Source organism: Pseudoruminococcus massiliensis, assembly GCF_900291955.1.
Lineage (GTDB): Bacteria > Bacillota > Clostridia > Oscillospirales > Acutalibacteraceae > Pseudoruminococcus > Pseudoruminococcus massiliensis.
In genome coordinates this window covers 49,549-70,820 of record NZ_OLMR01000001.1, presented here as the reverse complement: position 1 = coordinate 70,820, position 21,272 = coordinate 49,549, and the positions used below count along the sequence as shown (strand labels likewise).

The window sequence follows — 21,272 nt, the reverse complement described above, 5'->3', positions numbered from 1 at the left end:
GTTATAGGGCGTGATTTATTGTGAAAAAACTATTTCATAACCGTTATTTTTCATTTCTGATAATATATCTTTGCATAATCTCAATAGTGGGCTTAAGCTTGTCATTTTCTCGTTATACAAGTGGAGATACTAAAACAGAAGATGCACGAGCGGCAATTTATGATGTTGAGATTCATAGTGGTGATTTGCAGTCGGTAGAACAGAATATGACTATGACTGTTTATGCAACAAGCAAAATATCAGAAACCAAAAGTATGATAGATGGAACTTATGAAAAGAAGCAAGTAAATATTCATAATTTCAGTGAGTGTGATATTTCACTCTCTGATATGGGAATCCAAGACCAAACAGGAAATCTATACGAAAAACTGATTATTCCTATGAATGAAGAGGAAATAACTGCCTATGAAACAAAGTGCGGAAGTATTCCACTTATGGTTTTAGATTATCTCGGAAAAACTGAAGCTGAGCTTGCAGATTATACTGATGTAAGGAATATCATAAATGAAAAGAATAAAAAATCCTTTAAAGAGATAGAAAACAGTGGAACTATTGATACAGGGGAGAGCAGAACATTCTTTATAATTTCTTGGGTAGAGCATGATAATATCTACAAAGCAGACGCAGATTTGAATGAGGATAAAATTTCTCATAAAACATTAAAAGAGCTTAATGCTGAATCGGAAAGCTTTACTATTAAGCTTACTTCAGCACAAGTAGACTAAAAGAAAAGGAGAGAGTATAATGAATCTTATTCAATTTAAGAAGTACATAACCAAAAGAAATGTTATACTTGCTACCTTTTCGCTTTTAATGATAATCGGTTTGATATGCTCAAGTACATTTTCAAGGTATAAATCATTAGAGCAGCTTGAAGCAGCGGCTTATCTTGAAAATTTTCACGCTATCGCAAGACTTTATTATATAAAGGATGGCGAAACAGATAGGCGAGAGGCGGTTATAAATGATGAAGGCTATATAGAGCTTACTCCTAAAGAATTTGAAACGATAACGGTTGATGTAGAATACACTGGAAAAGCAAAAACATATTGTCGTTTTAAGCTTGATTGTAGTTGGATTCGTCACGCTTCAGAAACTGTTCCAGACGAAAACGGCAAAACCATTACACATGATTATATTGAATTAGTTCCTCACGATTACCCTGAATATACTTGCAGTGATGAAATTTATAATAATGTTGAAAAAGACGGTTATTTCTATTTTAGGGATATTTTAGAATCTGAAGAAAATGCTGTGGAACATTATAATGTAATCACTAAGGTTAAATCAGTAGGTAAAGATGTTGAAGACCTTATTAACCCTGATAAAGACTATTCTCAGCGAGTAAGAGTAAGCTTAGGCGTTGACTGTGTTCAGTATAATAGAGTTTCGGAGCTTTGGAAGATGAATAAGCTTCCTTGGTGGTAATAAAATTATAAAAGCATATTTGCACATTCTGTATTGTGGAATTGTGCAGATATGCTTTTTATGTTATAATAAATTCAAATGATTTTAATTTGAGTTTGATGATAGGTGTTATTTTATATTTATTTAAAAATTATAAAGTTCAAGGAAACCCCCTGCGAGGGTTCCCTACGAAAAACATTCCACTGGAATGTTTTTCTACCCTCCTGCGCTTAGAGAAGTATAAAGTATTTCGCCGTCTGCGGACGGCGACCAAAGGCTCTGCCTTTGAAAACTGCAAGCTTTTGAAAAAGCTTGAGCAAAACTTTTAATTTTTATCGAACTTATATTAAGCTGATTTTATAGCAACAATGAGGTGAATTTAAATGGTGCATATAATAAATGGCAGAAGTGGTAGCGGTAAAAGTACGGTTTTATTAGATACTATTTGTGAGAGAGCAAAAAATAATGATAATATAATTCTTATTGTACCTGAACAAGCATCATTTCAGAATGAAAGCGAAATATTAAATCGACTTGGTGCAAAAAATGCCAGAAATATAGATGTATTAAGCCTTGAGCGTCTTTGTGACCATATCGAAATGGAATATGGCAAAGATTCCAAAAAGGAGCTTTCTGATGGTGCAAGACTTATTTTGATGAGCCTTGCTATTGAGGCTGTTCAGGATAAGCTTGAACTTTATGGTGAGCGAACAGGAAAATCTGATTTAACCTCACTTATGCTTACAGCAGTTTCCGAATATAAAATATGTTTAATTACCCCTGAAAAGCTTATGGAGCTTAGTAAAAGAGTTTCAGATGGCAGACTTAGAAAAAAACTTCATGATAGTGCATTGATTTATGAAGCTTATGATGCACTCATTTCAGAAACATATATAGACCCCTTGGATAAGCTTATTTCGGCAAGCTTGGTTCTTGCAAAAAATAACTTTTTCAGTGGAAAGGTTGTTGCAATAGATTCTTTCCATAGCTTTACTGCTGAAGAATTGGAGATTGTTTCTCTTGCTATTCAGCAATCAAAGGATTTTTATATAACGCTTTGCAGAGATATAGAAAACAACGATAATGACTCAATGTTCTATTTTGTAAATCGAACACACTCTGTAATAAAAAAACTTGCCTCAGAAAATGGCATAAAGTTTGAGGATATAAACCTTTCCATAGATGATAATAAGCGTTATAAAAACGATGATTTAAGATATGTTGAGGAACTGATTTTCCGCAATGAGGATTTAGAGCAGAATTTTGGCGGTTCGGTTATGCTATATGAGGCAGAAGATATTTACGATGAATCCGAACAAGTCGCTCGTGATATTAAAAAGCTTGTTGCAGATGGATATAGATATGATGAGATTGCCATAATATGCCGAGATTCAGAGATGTATAGAGGAATAATAAATTCATCGTTTAAAAAATATGATATTCCGCTTTTTGTTTCATATCCGGAAAGATTAGAGGCAAAGCCACTTATGCGATTGGTGCTTTCAATGCTCGAGGCAGCAGTTGGAAACCTTACAACCGAATCAATACTTACTATATTAAAAACTGGTATGACATCAATTCCAGATGATGATATATTCGCTTTAGAAAATTATGCTTTTGTATGGAATTTAAAAGGTTCGGATTGGAATAAACCGTTCACAAGAAGTATAGATGGCTTTATAGACAGAAGTGGAGAAGATGGTGCAGAAATTTTAGAAAAGCTTGAAGCTCATAGAAAGCTTATTTCAGAGACACTTTTTAAATTGCGTGATAATCTAAAAAATGCTGATGGTGCAGAAATGACAAGTGCGGTTTTTAAAGCACTTGAAGATTTTGGAGCATTTGAAAAGGTTAAGCAACTATCCATTTACTTTGAACAAAATGATGAAAGTATACTTGCCGAAGAAGAATTAAGAGTATGGGATATGCTTATGCAGTTATTTGATACTCTTTATGAAACCTTAAAAGAAAAATATATATCACCGAAAAGATATTTTGAGCTTATAGAAATGATAATTTCACAAGGAAATATATCAACTATTCCGAGAACTCTTGATGAGGTTACTCTTGGAAATGCAGATACAATTCGTCCTGATAAACCAAGAATAGTATTTGTAATTGGTGCAGTTGATGGAATATTTCCAAAAACACCAACAGATAATGGAATTTTCACAAGCTTAGAGCGTGATGAGTTGATTTCAATGGCACTTCCGCTCACAGATTCGATAGGAAATATTTATCTTCAAGAGGAATTTTTCGCTTATAAGGCTTGTTCATATGCAAGTGAAAAGCTATTCATAAGCCGATATTTAGAGAATACCGCAGGCGAAACTACAATAGAATCGAAAATAATATCCGAATTAAGAGAAATATTTCCTGATATAAAGATTCGTACAAGGTCTGATATGCATATAACAGATATAGTGTGTTCAAAGGCGATTGCTTTAGAGCAGTACGCACTTTTAAAGCATAGAGAACCATCAATTTCTGCAACAATAGGAGAATGTATAAAGAAATATCCAGAGCTTTCGGGCAGAATTGATTCAACAGACAGGGCATTTGAGGAAAAACCTTTTCAAATTTCGGACAAAAAGATAGCAAAAAGTCTTTTCGGAAACCATATGAATATTTCTGCAACACAGATTGAAGAATATTACCGTTGTCCGTTCAGATATTTCTGTCACTATGGAATAAAAGCTAAACCAAGTGAAAGAGCAAAATTTGACCCTCGACAATATGGTAGTGCGGTGCATTATATATTCGAAAAGCTTCTCTCAAAGGAATATGGTGTAGAAAAGCTTTCAGAGCAAGGTTATGATGGCAGAAAGAAAGCTGTTGAAGCTGTTTTAGACAGCTATCTCGAAAGCTTAGGCGGAGAAGAAGAAAAGTCCGCAAGCTTTATGCGTATGTATAAGGGAATAATTTCATCAGTTATGATTATACTTGAAAGACTTATTGCAGAACTTACGGAATCTGAATTTAAACCTGTTGAAGTTGAACTTCCGATAGGTGGAGATGATGCCAGAATTTCATATAAGATTATATTGCCTGATGGTGGAAGAGTATTTATAAGGGGTTCGGTCGATAGAGTTGACAAGATGGAAAAAGCTGATGAGAGCGGAAAAACCTGTGATTATATAAGAGTAATAGACTATAAAACAGGCAATAAGAAATTTGTGCTTGATGATATTCTTTGTGGAATAAATGTTCAGATGTTGCTATATCTTTCAGCGATAGCCAAGAATGGAAATGAACTTTTTGGCGATAATATCATACCTTGTGGAGTTTTATATGTTCCGTCAACAAGCAGTTATATAGATTCAGAAAATAAAAGCTCTGATGATATAGTTGATGAGCGAGAAAAAGAGCTTTCTATGAATGGAATAGTTATAAATGATGAAAGCATACTTTCTGCTATGAATGGAAGTAAGGGCTTTGTTAAGTTTGGAAAATGGGGAACTAATGGAAGAAAAACGCCGATTGTAGAAACCTGTTCAAGTAAGGATTTTGAAAGTATATTTGATAAGATAGATGAAGTTATTTCTGATATGGCTATGGAACTTCGTGGCGGAAATATTTCAGCAGAACCTCTTGAAATCAAAAAAGGTACGAAGGTTGAACTTGATGGTTGCGAATACTGCATATATGACAGCATTTGTAATTTTGAGAATAGTATGAAAAGAAAAACTCATATGAGAATAGACAAAGCAGAAAATGTTCTTAAAGAGATTCAAGAAGATGAAGAAAATAATAACGGAGAGGAGTGATAATCTTGCCTAAAAGAATATATACAGAACAGCAGGAAAGAGCTATAAATGCAAGAGGCGGAAGCGTGCTTGTTTCTGCGGCGGCAGGTTCGGGCAAGACAAGTGTTCTTACTGAAAGAGTTATAAGACTTATTACAGATAAGGAAAATCCGATAAGAGCAGACAGACTTCTCATTGTTACATTTACAAAGGCATCTGCGGCAGAAATGAAACAAAGAATCATTTCTGAACTTCAGGAATATCTCAAAGAGGATTCGCATAATACTGAGCTTAAACGCCAGCTTATGCTTTTGCGTAATGCTGATATATGTACAATAGATAGCTTTTGCAGTAAGATTGTTCGTGAAAATTTCTTTGAGTTAGGTGTTAAGCGTGATTTAAGAATAGGCTCAGAAAGTGAACTTGCTATTGCGAGCAATGACGCACTTGATGAAGCATTAGAGGAGCTTTATCAAGAGAGTGAAGAACAAAACGGCAATGATGATTTTAATAAGCTTGCCGATGCTCTTGCAACAGTTAAATCTGATAATAACCTTAGAAGTGTCCTTCTTTCAATTTATGTAAGCATACTTTCTCACCCGTTTCCTATTGCTTGGATTGAAAATGCTGTTAAGATGTATGAAACAGATTTGCCATTCAAAGAAACAGAATGGGGAAAGGTGGCTGTTTCAAGGCTTGAACATATAAATAGTTATATGGGAAGACTGTTAAAATATATTTTAAGGGTGATTACTGAAAGATTAGTTGATTTTGAAGGCTTAGCTTCTACGATTTTGGCGGCTACAAGTAAGCCAAAGGGAGAAGATAAGAAAATTCTTACCTATGTTGAAAAGCTGAATGCTTTCAAGACTTGTTTTGAAGATTATAAGAAACTTTCAGATAAACTTTCTGAAGAGCTTTCATGGAATGAAATTGTATCTGTTATTTCAGAATTTAGTCCGACATCTGTTTCTTTACCGTCGAAAGTTCCTGAGGGAGAAGAAGAACTTAAAAAAGAGATAGCCAATTATCGTGAAGAGCTTGTTTCAGCAGTAAAAGAAATTAAGGATTTATTCTCGAGAACTGAAGAAGAATGTAAGGAAGAAATTAAGGATTCTGCAAGTCTTGCAAGAGGACTTTGCAAGGCAATTAAGCGTTATGATGAGAAATTCAAAGAAATAAAGAATGATAGAGGAATTGCGGATTTCTCCGACCTTGAACATATGACACTTAACCTACTTCTTGAAGAAAAAGATGGCAAATATGTCAGAACAAAGCAAAGCATAGAAATTGCTGCAAAGTATGATGAAATTATCATAGACGAATATCAAGATACAAATATGGTTCAGGATATGATTTTTACTTCTGTTTCTAATAATGAGGATAATCTCTTTACTGTTGGTGATGTTAAGCAGAGTATTTATCGTTTCAGAGAGGCTATGCCTGAAATATTCCTTAACAGGCGAGAAAATTACCGCAAAAAAAATCGTGAAAATTCAGATAGTAAGAGTTATCCACCGATTTTTCTTTCTGGTAATTTCAGAAGTCGTAAGGGAGTTATCAGCAGTGTAAACTTTATTTTTGAGCAGATTATGTCAGAAACAGTTGGTCAGGTTAAATATGATGACGAAGAAAAGCTTATTGCAAAAGCTGATTATTCTGAAATAGATGAGCCAGAAACGGAGTATCATATAGTTGCTTCAAAGCCTGAAAATCCATGGCAGATTGATGAGGCAAATCATATAGCAGATATAATTGAAAATACCGTAGGAAAACTTCAAATTAAGGATAAAAACAGTACACGCCCTGCTAAATATAGCGATATTTGTATTCTTATGAGAAATCTTCAAAATAATATTGACACATATGCAGATGTTTTCGAACAAAGAGGTATACCTGTTTCAAGAAATAATAGCGGAAATTTGTTTGAACGAAGTGAGATTAAGCTTCTTATTTCGTTTATTACAGCTGTGGATAATCCGCAGAAAGATATTCCGCTTACAAGTATAATGATGAGTCCTGTTTATGGCTTTACTCCTGACGATATGGCAAAACTAAGACTTGCAAATCGTTCAGGTAAAATATATTCTACGGTGATAGAATATATTGGTTTGGAAAATCCAGAAGATGAACTTTTGCAGAAAAAGTGCATAGATTTTAATAATGAAATGTATTTTTATAGAAAGCTTTCATCGACACTTCCGTCTGATAGTTTTCTTGATGTATTTTTTGCAAGAAGTGGTTTTCTTTCTATTGTTGGTGCTGAGCTTGACGGTGAGGCAAGAATAAAAAATGTAAGAAAACTTCTTAATCTTGCAAGAGAATATGAAAAAAACGGTTTCAGAGGTCTTTCGGGTTTTATACGAATGTTGGAAAGACTTAAGGAAACTGGCGGAGTTCTTTCGAGTAGTCAGAATAAATCTGATGGCGATGTTAAGATTATAACCATTCACAGCTCTAAAGGACTTGAATTTCCTATTTGTATTCTTGCAGGAACTGCTGCACAGCGAAATTCTGATGCGAATGCGGTTGTATATCACCCAACACTTGGAGTTGCATTTAAAAGCTATGACCGGGAAAATATGCTTTCAAAGACGACAGAGGTTCGCACTATCGTTTCAATGGAGAAAAAGCGTGAAGCAATAAGTGAAGAAATGCGAATACTCTATGTTGCTTTGACAAGAGCAAAGGAAAAGCTTTATCTTGTAAATACAGTCAATGAAACAAAAACAAGGGGCGTTGTCGATTGGTTTTTAAGCTTGGTTAGTAAGTTGCCTATTTATGATGAATTGAACGATTCGGATAATACAGCAATAGACCCTTATGCTGTTGAAAGCTGTAAAACCTTTGCACAATGGATAGCACTTTGTGCCTTGCGTCACCCTTCAATGTCGGCTCAGTTGAATAGTTTTGGTATTGAGCATATTGAAACGATTTCGACAGATAGCATTTGGAAAGTTGTGGTGGCAGATTCTGATTCTATCGAACATGAAAAAGAATCAGAAGATAAAATGATTGATATTGCAATAGATAAAGAACTTGAAAAAAAACTTGCCGAAAATATAGAAACAAAATATAAGTATCAAGACTTTGTTGCTATTCCTACAAAGGTTTCTGCTTCATCTGTCAGCCATAAAAGCACAGGAAAGAGTTTTATTGTAAAAACTAAGTCTAAGTTTATGAACACAGGTAAGATTAAAGGTGCGTCGAGAGGTACAGCTTTTCACGAATTTTTACATTATGCAGATATTTTTTCGGATAGCTTTAATATAACAACCGAACTTAAAAGGCTTGTGTCTAATGGCTTTCTTAGTCAGGAACAGGCAGACGCAATAGACAGAAACGCCGTAAAGAAGTTTATGAGCGGGGAGCTTTTTGCAAGAATGAAATCGTCAGAAAGAATTATGCGTGAATATCGTTTTGCTGTTATGATTCCTACAAAGCTTGCAGAGATAGCCGTAACAGATGAAACAGCAGATATACCGATTTTTATGCAAGGTGCAATTGACTGTGCATTTATTGAAAATGGCAAGGCTGTTATTGTGGATTATAAGACGGATAGAATTGATTCTGTTGAAAGCTTGGCAGAAAGTTATTCAAAACAGCTTTTACTTTATAAAAATGCTTTAGAACAATCTGAGGAGATAGAGGTTTCTGAGTGCATAATTTATTCATTGGAGCTTGGAGAACAGATAAGAATATGCTAAGTAACTGCTGATAAGTTGACAAACTTCCCTAAGACAATTAAAAATTTCGCTCGAGGCGGAGTGCCTCCGCTGTCAAGTCGCGGAATCGGTTTTGCAAGCAAAACCTCGACATTGACAAGAGAAGTTTATTGACGCAAATTAAGAATTTACCAGTGAATTGTCGTTTAGCTAATAAGCTTCCCTAAGATAATTAAAAGTTTTGCTCAAGCTTTTTCAAAAGCTTGCGGATTCCAAAGGCAGAGCCTTTGGTGGGTTTTAAGGGCGAAGCCCTTAACATCTCATTCTCTCTAAGAGGCGAACGAAGTTCGCCTCTTAATTTCTTTTGTTATGAAAATCAGTATTTTGAGGAAAGTTTGTTAGCTATTGACTGTTTTTTTGTATAATGATAAAATTATAATTGATAAACTGAATAGCGGAGTATCATCTTATTTTAGTATATGATGTTAAAATATTTTGCGGAGGATTTATAAATGCACTTTAAAAAAATAAGTATAGAGTTTGACGGAGAGTGGATTTTAAGACATAGACTATCTAAAAAGCTTCCGATAAACACTTTTATTGATTTGATAAATGATAGATTCAATGGAGAAACTGAAGTACTTTATACTTCTTTTACTGATTGCGAAGTTGCTGTTAAAGTTCCAAATATTTCAAAAGAAGATATAGCATATGCTGTTGAGAAAATTTTATCAGAAAATTTTGATATAGAAAATGACGAAATAATAAATCTTAGTATAGGTGATTTTTTTGAAGATAGTATTGAAAAAGAAGAAAGCATAATTGAAAAAAAGAAACCTATTATTGTTGAAAGCAAAAATGTAATAAGACCTATGGCTCTCGATAAAATAGAGGATTTGATAGGTGCGGACGATTTTAAGGTACTTATCAGAGAAATCGTTACTATTGCTCCAGGTATTATCAGACATAATACCTTTGAGGCTTTTGCATTTCAAAACTATCTTTTTTCTATAAATGATGGCTGTGGATTTACAACATATCTGAGTCTTTTTGCAGAGCTTTTAGAGGAATTAAAGTTATTTAAATTCAGAAATAGGCAAAAGGTTGTTGAAGTAAAGCTTCCACCACAAGGAAATGATAGAGTAGACCCGTTTGCAGGAGTTATGAATTGTTTTCAGTCACATACAAATAACAAGGGTATGCTTATTTCAATAGATATAAGCGAATGGATGACAAAAATTACTGAAAAGCAATTTCGTGATTTCTTGCTTTATCTTGAGGACTATACTAATGATAATGTTATTATTTTTAGAATACCATTTGTTGAAAAAGATGTTCTTAATGATATAAATACAGCTTTGCAGGATATTCTTTTCGTGAGAGAAGTTTCATTTCCTCCTTTGGGAATGGAAGAGCTTACAGAATGTGCGGAAAGATTTCTTACAAAAATGGGCTTTACTGCAAATAACGATGTATGGGATGTTTTTCATGCAAGAGTTATGGAAGAAAAAAGCGATGGCAGGTTTTATGGTATAAATACTGTCAATAAAATCGTTCGTGAAATGATATATCGCAAACAGCTTAGCGATGCACAGAATGATAGAGATAATTCAAGTATAAGAAAAGAAGATATTCTTTCACTTTCGCAGTCATATAGCAATAATAGCGTTAACGGTATGGATTTGCTTGATGATATGATTGGTATGGAGCAAATTAAGCATAGTGTAGAGGAAATTATAGCACATATTAAATTCTCACGAAGGATTCCAAATATAAGCTATCCTTGCATACATATGAGATTTGTAGGTAGTCCTGGAACGGGCAAAACTACTGTTGCAAGAATAATCGGAAAGATTTTAAAGGAAAACGGTGTTCTGAGAAACGGCAATTTCTTTGAATATTCGGGCAGAGATTTCTGCGGAAGATATGTTGGCGAAACTGCTCCAAAGACTGCTGAAATGTGTCGAGATGCCTATGGCTCTGTGCTGTTTATAGACGAGGCTTATTCGCTTTATAGAAACGAAAATAATACAAATGATTTCGGACAAGAAGCACTCGATACGCTGATTTCCGAAATGGAAAATCATAGAGATGATTTTGTTGTTATTATGGCGGGCTATACAGATGAAATGAATGAGCTTATGAAGGGTAATAATGGCCTTGCAAGCCGTATGCCTTATGTTATAGAATTTCCTAATTATACTAGAGAACAGCTTTGCCAAATTTATTTTAAAATGCTTGGCAATTCATTTGAGTATGATGAAGATTTCCAAAGTGCTGTTACTGAGTATTTTAATTCTATCAGTGATGAAACTCTTTCAGCTAAGGATTTCAGCAATGCAAGATTTGTTCGCAATCTTTTTGAGAGAACCTGTGCAAAAGCAAGTATGAGAATGCAGCTGAGTGGAATAAATAAGCTTACTCTTACAGTAGATGATTTTAAGCTTGCTTCAACAGAAAGAGCTTTTCAGGCTTTAGTTGCTAAAAAATCAAGAATAACAATCGGATTTTAATTGTAGTTAATGCGAGGTAAATTTATAATGTCTGACAAGAAAAAACAGATTGATTTTGTTTTGAAAAATATTATTAAAGCTCTTGATGAGGAGAGAATAGAACATTCGAATGATGAAGAAAATCTTAGCATAAGCTGTATGACTCATAAATTTGGCTTACATATAGATTTTATATTTAAAGTAAATGTAGAGAATATGTCTGTAATGCTTATATCTGAACTTCCTTGTATAGTTAAAAGGAGTAGAACAGAGGATTTAGCGGCAGCAGTTTGCTTTATCAATAATTTTACTGCAAATGGTTGTTTTGATTTTGATATTGATAATGGAAAGATATTTTTCCGAATGACAAATTGTTTTTGCGATAGCCTTATTGGAAAAGAAGCTTATGAGTATATGATAAACTGTTTATTGAGTATGTTAGATGAATATAGCGAACAATTTAAATTGCTTGCTGAAGGCTCAATAAGCTTGGACGAATTTGTTGACAGAAATGGTATTTAGAGGTGTAGTTTATGGCTGATAAAAATGAAATGATTTCTGCTAATAGAGTTTATGGGTCGCTTTTGAATATTGTTCGAAAAAATAAATATGATTTCGATGATGATGAAGAAATAATGACCGTAAATTTTGATGTTAAAAGAGAGGCAAGCTTTATACCATTTACTATAACTATTGATGCTGAAAGACAGCTTATAAGACTCTATTCGCCACTTGATGTTCAAATTGACGAGAATAACAGATTTGAAGCTTGTGTGAATATTTGCAAGTGCTCTTGTGAATTAGATATGGGCAGTTTTGATTATGATTTATATAGTGGTTCGATAGAGTTCAGAATGGCAACTTCATTTAATGGAAGTTTGATAAGTGATAAGCAAATAGAGAATATGATTTCGTATACTTGTGGAGTAGTCAAGAAATATACGGATAGGCTTTGTAGCTAACAAAATTTCAATGTTCAGGTTGAGCATTTGATGTGTTTGAAGTGCGAAATTCTTAACATCTCTTACTCTTGAGTGGCGGATTTTATCCACCACTTTTTTGTTTGCAACACTATGGGTACACTCTAATTGGTGCAAGCTCCAAATATGACCAGATAGTGGGAAATGTATAGCTGAACAGCAGATGTCTATCGTGACTAATTTATATTGCATAAGTCTGTAAAAAATGGACAATAGAAAAGTCCTTGAAATAAATTTTTCTAAAGAAATTTATACATATTTCTTTAAAATTTTGCAAAGTTTTTGAAGCTGTGTTGACAAATATACTTAATTTGATAGAATAAATCTTATAAGACGACTAAAAGGAGGTTGTTTATATTATGAGGCATAAGAATCGTTATAATTATAGCGTTAACAGACAGTATTCTTATTCGGGGTTAAGAAATACATATATAGAAAATGGCAGAGGCAGAAAAAAGAAAAATCATATATGGATTATTACTTTAATTTCTATATTATTTGTTCTTGCCGCCTGTGTGGCAGCATTTTTTATAATGGATGGAATGTCAATTTTTAATGGAGATACTTATGATTCAAATATAAAATCTACATTTTTAGATAAATCTAAAATTGAACATATGTTATATAGTGGCGAAAAATATGAAGCATTATATGTGGAAACAGAAGATTATCTTATAAATTATCCTTATACAAAAATTGATAATATTGATAAAGAGATAAACGATAGAGTATCATATTTTTCAAAGTGTTCAGAGGCATCTTCGGCAAGATTTACTGCTGTTGATTATATTACAGAAACAGCAGATGACAAATATCTTTCGATTGTATTTAAAGCTAAGGAATATGATAATAATAAAAAACTGATTTCCGCTTATGTTTCTACAATGATGTTTGAGCTTGAAACCGATAAGCTTCTTGACGATGAACAAGTTTTTAAAAATAGCTTTTATAACTTTGCTTCTGAATATGTAAGGACTTATTTTAATAATAATATTGATACAAAGAAAAAAACATCAGATGAAACATTTTTATCTGCTACAAGTGCTGATAAAATTCATTTTGGAGAATATTCTATAAATGATAATAAGTGTACTATTTATATGAACCAGAAAGAGTTATTTGGTTCTGGAAGTACGATATATGAAATTCCGATAGCTCTTTCTGAACTTGATGAATATTTAGAAATTTCTCTTGAAAATGCGAAAAATACTATCAAAAAGGCATCTACTATTCGTGATAATTTAGACCCTAATAAGCCTATGGTTGCCTTAACTTTTGATGATGGTCCTCATTCTGAAAATACAGAAATTATTCTTGATGTTTTGAAACAGTATAATGCAAGAGCAACATTTTTCGTTGTAGGTTATAATGCGGAAGCAAATACTGATGTTCTTAAAAAGATTTCAGATGCTGGTTGTCAAATTGGCAATCATACTAAAGACCATTCTAATCTTACAGAGCTTACAGATGATGAAATAAAAGAAGAAGCTGATTATGTTGATAAGATAGTTAAAAATGTAACAGGAAGTCCAACAACAGCATTAAGACCTCCATATGGTGCATATAGCGAAAGGGTTCAGCAGATTCTTAATAAAACACCATTGATTTTCTGGAATGTGGATACAGAAGACTGGGAAAACTTAGATAAAAACAAAACAGCAAAAGCTGTTATAAGCCGGGTTTCCGATGGAAATATTGTTCTTATGCACGATATACATAGCTCAACAGCAGAGGCTATAAAAGAAATAGTACCTAAGTTAGTAGCGGAAGGTTATCAGCTTGTAACTGTTGAAGAACTTCTTTACTACAAGGAATTGGACATAAAGGGCGGAGAAACATATCCTTGGTAAGTGTATTATTGTGTTATTATTTATAGAAAAAATATTGCGGATTTATAAACTAAAAATATTATATTGTTATTTATCAAATTATTTTTCTTTTAAGTAATTATTTTGGAATTTTTAGGTAGTATAATTAAGCATAAGCATTTTATAGGTTAAAAACTCTCAAGTATTTTCTGAGTTTATGAAGTGAGGGTGAGTTTATGAAAAATGTAGTGCAAAAAATAGGTATTTGGGGCGATTCATTACTTAAGGGAGTTATCTTTGATGAGGTTACTGGAAAATATCGTGCAACTAAAAAATGTGCAGTAAATCTTTTCTCAAGAATTTTTAGTACAGTAGATATTAAAAATAATTCACGCTTTGGCTGTACTGCTCCAAAGGCAGAGGCTAATCTTGAAAAATCCCTGCAAAAGGGATTTTCAGCAGATGCAGTTCTTTTGGAATTTGGTGGAAATGACTGCGATTTTAACTGGGCGAAAGTTTCTGCAAATCCTGAGATAGAACACCAGCCTAATACGCCACTTCCTGAATTTGTGGATTCTATGAAGAATATGGTTGATGAACTTACTAAGCATAATATAAAGCCGATTCTGTCTAATCTTCCTCCTATAAGCTCTGAGATGTATTTTGATTGGATAAGCCGTATGGACGGAGTAGACGGTGATAAGGTCTTATACTGGCTTAAAGATAAAACTATAATATATCGTCAGCAAGAAAGCTATTCACACGCAATAGAAAAGCTTGCTTATGAATATAATCTTCCGCTTATAGATATAAGAGAGCCTTTTTTGAAAATCCGTGATTATAAGAGTTATTTATGTGTTGATGGCATACATCTTAATGAAAAAGGTCAGTCTATTATGTGCAGTACCTTTAAAAATTATGCTGCAGCTATGTGATTAATGAAAGGTATATTTTATGAAATTCAGAGTAGGTCATGGTTATGATGTACATAAGCTCGTTGAGGATAGAAAGCTTATTATCGGCGGAGTTGAAATTTCACACTATAAAGGACTTTTAGGTCATTCTGATGCTGATGTTCTTGCTCATGCAATATGTGATGCACTGCTTGGTGCAGCTGCTCTCGGAGATATAGGAAAGCATTTTCCAGATAACGATGATAGATATAAAGATATAGATAGCTTAGTTTTACTTGAAAAGGTTTGTGAACTTATACGAAATAAAGGCTACGAAATTTCAAATGTAGATTCTACTATTCTTGCACAGGCACCAAAGCTTAGACCTTACATAGACGAAATGAGAAGTAAGCTTGCAAAAGCTATGAAGCTTGATATTGATGAATTAAGTGTAAAAGCTACAACCGAAGAAAGGCTTGGATTTACAGGCAGAGAAGAGGGAATAGCTGCACACGCAGTTGTTTTATTGATGACAATATAAAAGTATAAAAAATACACAGCTTGATATAATTGAGCTGTGTATTTTTTATTCGAATTTATTTATGGTAAGTGCACTATTGTTGGTATATGATTCATAGCAGGGAGTATAGTGTCTGTAAGTTCACTCATACGCAAGCGTATACTGGAAGTATTTATACAAGGGTGACAGCCGAAATATTCGTCCTTAAAAACATCTTCATCAATTATAAGACGAACATTATTTTCGGTATCGTTCATAAGTCCCATAACACTGACAGAGCCTGGTGTAATATCAAGAAATTTTTCCATATATTCCTCTTTGCCAAAAGAAAGTCTTGATACGCTAAGCTGTGCGGATAAATCCTTAGTTTTGAATTTTTTATCCGCAGGAATCATAAGCAAATAAAAATTTGTTTCCTGACGATTGCAGAGGAATAAATTCTTGCAAATCATAGCTTTAAGGGCTTTATCTATTTCAGCACAGACTTCCATAGTCATTGCTGGTTCGTGGTCTATTCTTTGATATTCAATATTGAGCTTATCAAGAAAATCATATGTACGAATTTCTTTTGGCAAGCGGTTTGTTTCGTCATCAGGTCGTCCGTTTTGAAGTATAAGCATATTTTAAACCTCCATTTAAAATCTATAATGAATGATACTACTTGAAGCTTTATGTGTCAAATAAACTATTAAACCTAATAATAGCACCGCATTATAATATACTTTACATTTAGAAAAATTTAAGTTATAATTAGTAAGAAAAATAACAGCAGAACGGAGATAATTTATGGTACAGTTTGATGAACTCAGGCTTGCTTTAGAGGAGCTTTGGCCTGATATTAAGGATTTATCTGAAGCACTTGGAATGGGTGCTATAAAGTCAGAAATCGAACAGCTTGAACGCAGAGCCGCTGAACCAGGTTTCTGGGACGATATGGAAAATTCACAGAAGATTTTGCAAAAGACAGGTTCTCTTAAAAATAAGGTTGAGCAATATGACAGACTCGTTGCAAGCTATGAAGATACCCATGCGTTGATAGAGCTTGCTAATGAAGAAGAGGATTTATCCTTGCTTGATGAGGCAACTGCTGAATATGAAAAAGTAAAGAGCAGTCTTGAGGAACAGCGTCTTTCTACTCTCCTTACTGGTGAATATGATAAGAATAATGCAATTCTTACTTTCCACGCAGGTGCAGGTGGAACAGAGGCTCAGGACTGGGCAGAAATGCTTTATAGAATGTATAACCGTTGGGCAGAACGCCACAGCTTTAAGGTTAAGACTGTTGACTATCTTGATGGTGATGAAGCAGGCTTAAAGAGTGCCGTTATTATGATAGAGGGCGAAAATGCTTATGGTTATCTCAAGAGTGAAGCTGGTGTTCATCGTCTTGTCAGAGTTTCTCCTTTTGATAGTTCAGGCAGACGCCATACTTCTTTTGCATCACTTGAGGTTATGCCTGAAATAGATGATACTATCGACATCGAAATTAGTCCTGAAGATATTAAGATGGATGTTTATAGAGCGAGTGGTGCAGGTGGTCAGAAGGTTAATAAGACTTCTTCAGCTGTTCGTCTTACTCATATTCCAACAGGCATAGTTGTTTCTTGTCAGGTTGAGAGAAGCCAGCACCAGAACAGAGAAGTTTGTATGACAATGCTTAAATCTAAGCTTATTGAAATTAAAGAGCGTGAACATCTTGATAAGATTGAAGATATTAAGGGAGTTCAGAAAGAAATAGCATGGGGTTCTCAAATTCGTTCATATGTCTTTATGCCTTACACAATGGTTAAGGACCATCGCACAAACTTTGAAACTGGTAACATCAATGGTGTTATGGACGGCGACCTCGATGGCTTTATTAACGCATATCTCAAGGCATCAAGTCTTGGTGAGCTTGATAATCAATAATATAAATAAAAAATCTCCTATTATTGTGTACCGACTTTGAAATGTTAGATTAAAGGCTAACTATTTAGAAAGTTGTACATTTTTCATAGGAGATTTTATTATATTAAAGTTTTACTTAAAAAAGATTTTGTGGATTGAAAGTAATAATTTATTAAAAAGCTTTAATTAAAGAAATTTTAACTTATTTTATAGTATCAAAATATTATGTGCTTTATGAACGGCAGTTTGCTATATTATAAAGTTTTTACCTCATTTTTGCATATATATCATAAAAAACTCTTGCTATACATATACACTTTGGTGTATTATAATGGATAGTAGAATTGTACAAAAATTCACTCTATTATTAAAGGTAAAGGGGCGTTTATTTATGAAAAGAATCGGTATTTTAACAAGTGGAGGAGATTGCCAAGGTCTTAATGCCGCAATTCGTGGAGTTTGCAAGACTCTCTATAATCACTATAAGAAAGATGAAATAGAGATTTATGGTATTATAGATGGATATAGAGGCTTGATTACGGGTGAATATCGCCTTATGAAGCCTGAGGATTTTTCTGGTATTCTTACTCGTGGAGGAACTATTCTCGGAACCTCTCGTCAGCCGTTTAAGCTTATGCGTGTTATTGATGAAGAAAATAATGTAGATAAGGTTGCTGCAATGAAAGCAAATTATAAGAAGATGAAGCTTGACTGCCTTGTTATTCTCGGCGGAAATGGTACTCAAAAATCTGCAAATATGCTTTCTCAAGAAGGATTAAATGTTGTTTCTCTGCCTAAAACGATAGATAATGACCTTTGGGGAACTGATATGACTTTCGGTTTTCAGAGTGCGGTTGATATTGCAACACAGGTTATTGACTGCATACACACAACAGCTACTTCTCACAGCCGTGTGTTTATAGTTGAGCTTATGGGACACAAGGCAGGTTGGCTTACACTTTACGCAGGTATTGCAGGTGGTGCTGATGTCATTTTGATTCCTGAAATTCCATATGATATAAATAAGGTTATTAAGTGTATCAAACAAAGAACTAAGTCTGGAAAGAATTTTTCGATTCTTGCTGTTGCTGAGGGTGCTATATCAAAAGAAAGAGCCGCACTTCCTAAAAAGCAAAAGAAAGAAGCTCTTGCAAATCTTATGTATCCATCAATTTCTTATGAGATTGCCGCTCAGATAGAGAAGGCAACAGGTCAAGAAACCAGAGTTACTGTTCCAGGACATTTTCAGAGAGGTGGAAGTCCTGTACCTTATGATAAGCTTATTGCAACTCGTTTTGGTGCGGCTGCCGGAGAATGTATTATAAATGAGCATTATGGCTGTATGGTTTCACTTATAAATGGAAGAGTTGTACCTGTTGCACTTTCTGATATTGCTGGTAAGTTAAAGACTGTACCTGCTGATTGTGAAATCATCAAAACCGCAAGACTCACAGGCATAAGCTTTGGCGACTAATTGACAGACTTTCCTAAGACACTGAAAAGTTTTGCTCAAGCTTTTTCAAAAGCTTGCAGTTTCCAAAGGCGGAGCCTTTGGTGGGTTTTAAGGGCGAAGTCTTTGATTAAGAGCGAACGAAGTTCGCCCCCTAAAGTAGTTCATTGGTAATTACTTTAAACCTTGGCAATATAAGTAGATTAAGAATATCGAGGCTTTGCTTGCAAAACCGATTACGCGTCTTGGGAGCGGCGGCTCGCCGCTTTATATTTTGTTAGAAAAGGAGAAGTATCGTGGTAGAAGAATATGCAAAAGATGTAATAATGAAAGAAAGAAAGCGTTGGTTGTTATTTGGAATACCTTGGACATTTACTAAATATACACTTACTCCAAAGAGAATTATACTGAATGAGGGACTTTTGCGTTCAACAGAAAATGAGATTTTGCTATATCGCATTATAGATATGGAGCTTTCAAAAACACTTTTTCAGAAAATTTTTAAGCTTGGTACAGTTACAGTTAAATCAAAGGACGCATCTCACCCTATTCTTGAAATTAAAAATATTAAAAATGCAAGAGCATTCAGAGATAGTCTTGCAGAGGCCGTTGAAAATGAAAGGCTCAGAATGAAAGTTCGTCAAGGTGAGGTTTATGACCCTCAGAGTATTGCTGGGCCTGATGATGATTTTGATGATGGTTTTTAACCTATAATAATTAAAAAACATCAAGTTGAAAGTTTTGGTCAGCATTTATCTTTCAGGGAATCCCCTACGAAAATGATAAAAGCTTAGACGCGAATAGCAAGTTTTAATTTAACAAAAAAGTAGAACGCGTCTTGACAGCGGAGGCACTCCGCCTTGAGTGAAATTTTTAATTTTTATAGAACTTATGTTATAGTAATTGAATAATATTTGCAAAAAACTGTTTATCAGGTTGCAATATAAGGGCTTGCCGCATAAACTGTTATAAAAGAACAGTGAGGTGATTTTGTGGGCAAGCCTTTAATTATGGTATCATCTGTTACCTATGCTATGAAAGGACGACAGCTTCTTTCGAGATATGGTATAAGAAGTGATATAGTGCGTACTCCGAGCCATATTCGTGGAAGCTCGTGCGGATATAGTTTATATGTTCCTAAAAGGACTGATGAAGCACAAAGGATTCTTGAAGAGGCAGGCATAAGGGTTGCCGGAAGAATGGAGAGGGAGAATGTGCCGTGATTTATCTTGATAATTCTGCGACAACTTTTCCAAAACCAAGAGTAGTTATAAACTCGGTTAATAATTCATTTATGAAATATGGTGCTAATCCGGGCAGAGGAGGACATCAACTTGCGATTAGGTCTTCGCAGATAATGTTTGACTCAAGAAACACACTTATGCGTTTTTTCAATGCATCTGATGAGAACAGTATAATTTTTACTGGCAGTTGTACAACAGCTTGTAATATGGTTCTGAAAGGTCTTTTGAAATCGGGCGACCATGTTGTTGTTTCGTGTCTTGAGCATAACGCTGTTATGCGTCCTTTGCAAAAGCTTTCTGAAAATGGTATAAACTATACAGTTGCGAGAGTTTATCCTAATGATAATGATAAAACGCTTGATTCATTCCGTAAGGCAATCAATCAAGATACAAGGCTGATATTTTGCATATATGCTTCTAATGTATGGGGAATAAAGCTTCCTATTGATAGAATTACAGCTCTTGCACATCTTTATGGTATTCCAATAGCAGTTGATGCAGCTCAGGCAGCTGGTATCGTTCCAATAGATTTAAAAGAAAGTGGCATTGATTTTCTGTGCTGTGCTGGTCATAAGGGTTTATATGGTCCTATGGGAACAGGTATGCTTATATTTAATACTGATATTCCCCTTGATACAATTATTGAGGGTGGTACAGGAAGTAACTCATATTCTCTTGAACAGCCAGAAATATTGCCAGATAGATTTGAGAGCGGAACACAGAATTTGCCAGGAATTGTTGGGCTAAAGGCATCAACAGAATTTATTATGAGGCGTGGAGTTAATAATATAGCAAATTCCGAAATGCGTCTTATACAATATCTATATGACAGATTTTCTAAGATAAAGGAAGTCAAGCTCTATACTGATAGACCTGAAAGCGAACATTATGTTCCGCTTTTATCTTTTAATATAGAGGGTATGGATAGTGAAACTATTTCGGCTATGCTTGATAAATATGGGATTGCAGTAAGAGCTGGTTTGCATTGTGCACCATTTGCACACGAGTTTTTTGGAACTATTGATGGCGGTGCTGTAAGAGTATCTCCGTCTATGTTTACAACAAGAAATGATATGGATTATCTTGTTAATGCTATTTTAAAAATTATTCATAATTTAAGAAAGCATTGACAAATGCCTACCAAAGATTATATGATAGTGTTAGTATACCCGCAGATGAT

At 34.2% G+C, this 21,272-nt stretch carries 16 protein-coding genes; 15 read left to right on the top strand and 1 reads right to left on the bottom strand.

Annotation, left to right across the window (positions count from 1 at the left end; all coding sequences use genetic code 11):
• The first annotated feature begins 20 nt into the window (after nucleotides 1-20).
• From C9914_RS00340 to ispF, 10 genes are all read left to right on the top strand, one after another.
• Complete coding sequence (locus C9914_RS00340; RefSeq protein WP_158707294.1) at nucleotides 21-725, top strand: hypothetical protein; 705 nt, start codon at nucleotides 21-23, stop codon at nucleotides 723-725.
• 19 nt (nucleotides 726-744) lie between these two features.
• Nucleotides 745-1,428: a hypothetical protein gene (locus C9914_RS00335; RefSeq protein WP_106762682.1), complete on the top strand. Its 684-nt coding sequence runs from the start codon at nucleotides 745-747 to the stop codon at nucleotides 1,426-1,428.
• A gap of 362 nt (nucleotides 1,429-1,790) precedes the next feature.
• Nucleotides 1,791-5,174, top strand: coding sequence for a PD-(D/E)XK nuclease family protein (locus tag C9914_RS00330; RefSeq protein WP_106762680.1), 3,384 nt, complete (start codon nucleotides 1,791-1,793; stop codon nucleotides 5,172-5,174).
• Nucleotides 5,175-5,179: 5 nt separating this feature from the next.
• Nucleotides 5,180-8,860 carry a helicase-exonuclease AddAB subunit AddA gene (addA, locus tag C9914_RS00325; RefSeq protein ID WP_158707293.1) on the top strand — a complete coding sequence of 1,227 codons (3,681 nt, stop codon included), beginning with the start codon at nucleotides 5,180-5,182 and terminating at the stop codon, nucleotides 8,858-8,860.
• Nucleotides 8,861-9,330: 470 nt separating this feature from the next.
• Nucleotides 9,331-11,331 carry an AAA family ATPase gene (locus tag C9914_RS00320; RefSeq protein WP_106762677.1) on the top strand — a complete coding sequence of 667 codons (2,001 nt, stop codon included), beginning with the start codon at nucleotides 9,331-9,333 and terminating at the stop codon, nucleotides 11,329-11,331.
• A gap of 27 nt (nucleotides 11,332-11,358) precedes the next feature.
• Nucleotides 11,359-11,832: a hypothetical protein gene (locus C9914_RS00315; protein WP_106762675.1), complete on the top strand. Its 474-nt coding sequence runs from the start codon at nucleotides 11,359-11,361 to the stop codon at nucleotides 11,830-11,832.
• An 11-nt stretch (nucleotides 11,833-11,843) separates the two neighbouring features.
• Nucleotides 11,844-12,272 (top strand): type III secretion system chaperone family protein, encoded by a 429-nt coding sequence (locus C9914_RS00310; protein WP_022264838.1) that lies wholly within the window; start codon nucleotides 11,844-11,846, stop codon nucleotides 12,270-12,272.
• 377 nt (nucleotides 12,273-12,649) lie between these two features.
• Complete coding sequence (locus C9914_RS00305; protein ID WP_106762673.1) at nucleotides 12,650-14,140, top strand: polysaccharide deacetylase family protein; 1,491 nt, start codon at nucleotides 12,650-12,652, stop codon at nucleotides 14,138-14,140.
• A 194-nt stretch (nucleotides 14,141-14,334) separates the two neighbouring features.
• Nucleotides 14,335-15,033, top strand: a complete 699-nt coding sequence (locus C9914_RS00300; protein ID WP_106762671.1) for an SGNH/GDSL hydrolase family protein — start codon at nucleotides 14,335-14,337, stop codon at nucleotides 15,031-15,033.
• A gap of 19 nt (nucleotides 15,034-15,052) precedes the next feature.
• Nucleotides 15,053-15,532, top strand: coding sequence for a 2-C-methyl-D-erythritol 2,4-cyclodiphosphate synthase (gene ispF / locus C9914_RS00295; RefSeq protein ID WP_106762669.1), 480 nt, complete (start codon nucleotides 15,053-15,055; stop codon nucleotides 15,530-15,532).
• A 59-nt stretch (nucleotides 15,533-15,591) separates the two neighbouring features.
• On the opposite strand, the gene C9914_RS00290 is transcribed toward ispF, so the two are convergent.
• Nucleotides 15,592-16,131, bottom strand: coding sequence for a prolyl-tRNA synthetase associated domain-containing protein (locus C9914_RS00290; RefSeq protein WP_106762667.1), 540 nt, complete (start codon nucleotides 16,129-16,131; stop codon nucleotides 15,592-15,594).
• Between the two features lie 166 nt (nucleotides 16,132-16,297).
• Here C9914_RS00290 and prfB point away from each other — a divergent pair, with 166 nt between their 5' ends.
• The 5 genes from prfB to C9914_RS00265 all read left to right on the top strand — a co-directional run bounded on the left by prfB (nucleotide 16,298) and on the right by C9914_RS00265 (nucleotide 21,222).
• Nucleotides 16,298-17,419 carry a peptide chain release factor 2 gene (gene prfB, locus C9914_RS00285; protein ID WP_106762666.1) on the top strand — a complete coding sequence of 374 codons (1,122 nt, stop codon included), beginning with the start codon at nucleotides 16,298-16,300 and terminating at the stop codon, nucleotides 17,417-17,419.
• A 370-nt stretch (nucleotides 17,420-17,789) separates the two neighbouring features.
• The gene (locus C9914_RS00280) at nucleotides 17,790-18,872 is read left to right on the top strand and encodes a 6-phosphofructokinase (protein WP_022264833.1); all 1,083 of its coding nucleotides are present in this window, start codon (nucleotides 17,790-17,792) and stop codon (nucleotides 18,870-18,872) included.
• A 272-nt stretch (nucleotides 18,873-19,144) separates the two neighbouring features.
• Nucleotides 19,145-19,555, top strand: a complete 411-nt coding sequence (locus C9914_RS00275; protein ID WP_106762664.1) for a PH domain-containing protein — start codon at nucleotides 19,145-19,147, stop codon at nucleotides 19,553-19,555.
• 285 nt (nucleotides 19,556-19,840) lie between these two features.
• The gene (locus C9914_RS00270) at nucleotides 19,841-20,071 is read left to right on the top strand and encodes a DUF3343 domain-containing protein (protein ID WP_242972023.1); all 231 of its coding nucleotides are present in this window, start codon (nucleotides 19,841-19,843) and stop codon (nucleotides 20,069-20,071) included.
• Nucleotides 20,068-21,222: an aminotransferase class V-fold PLP-dependent enzyme gene (locus tag C9914_RS00265; RefSeq protein WP_106762662.1), complete on the top strand. Its 1,155-nt coding sequence runs from the start codon at nucleotides 20,068-20,070 to the stop codon at nucleotides 21,220-21,222. The genes C9914_RS00270 and C9914_RS00265 overlap by 4 nt, the downstream gene beginning before the upstream one ends.
• Nucleotides 21,223-21,272 lie beyond the last annotated feature (50 nt).

Coding starts and splice junctions, on each gene's coding strand:
- C9914_RS00305 (WP_106762673.1), top strand. CDS start 12,650: ATGAGGCATAAGAATCGTTATAATTATAGCGTTAACAGACAGTATTCT.
- C9914_RS00300 (WP_106762671.1), top strand. CDS start 14,335: ATGAAAAATGTAGTGCAAAAAATAGGTATTTGGGGCGATTCATTACTT.
- prfB (WP_106762666.1), top strand. CDS start 16,298: ATGGTACAGTTTGATGAACTCAGGCTTGCTTTAGAGGAGCTTTGGCCT.
- C9914_RS00330 (WP_106762680.1), top strand. CDS start 1,791: ATGGTGCATATAATAAATGGCAGAAGTGGTAGCGGTAAAAGTACGGTT.
- C9914_RS00290 (WP_106762667.1), bottom strand. CDS start 16,131: ATGCTTATACTTCAAAACGGACGACCTGATGACGAAACAAACCGCTTG.
- C9914_RS00280 (WP_022264833.1), top strand. CDS start 17,790: ATGAAAAGAATCGGTATTTTAACAAGTGGAGGAGATTGCCAAGGTCTT.
- C9914_RS00315 (WP_106762675.1), top strand. CDS start 11,359: ATGTCTGACAAGAAAAAACAGATTGATTTTGTTTTGAAAAATATTATT.
- ispF (WP_106762669.1), top strand. CDS start 15,053: ATGAAATTCAGAGTAGGTCATGGTTATGATGTACATAAGCTCGTTGAG.
- C9914_RS00310 (WP_022264838.1), top strand. CDS start 11,844: ATGGCTGATAAAAATGAAATGATTTCTGCTAATAGAGTTTATGGGTCG.
- C9914_RS00335 (WP_106762682.1), top strand. CDS start 745: ATGAATCTTATTCAATTTAAGAAGTACATAACCAAAAGAAATGTTATA.
- C9914_RS00320 (WP_106762677.1), top strand. CDS start 9,331: ATGCACTTTAAAAAAATAAGTATAGAGTTTGACGGAGAGTGGATTTTA.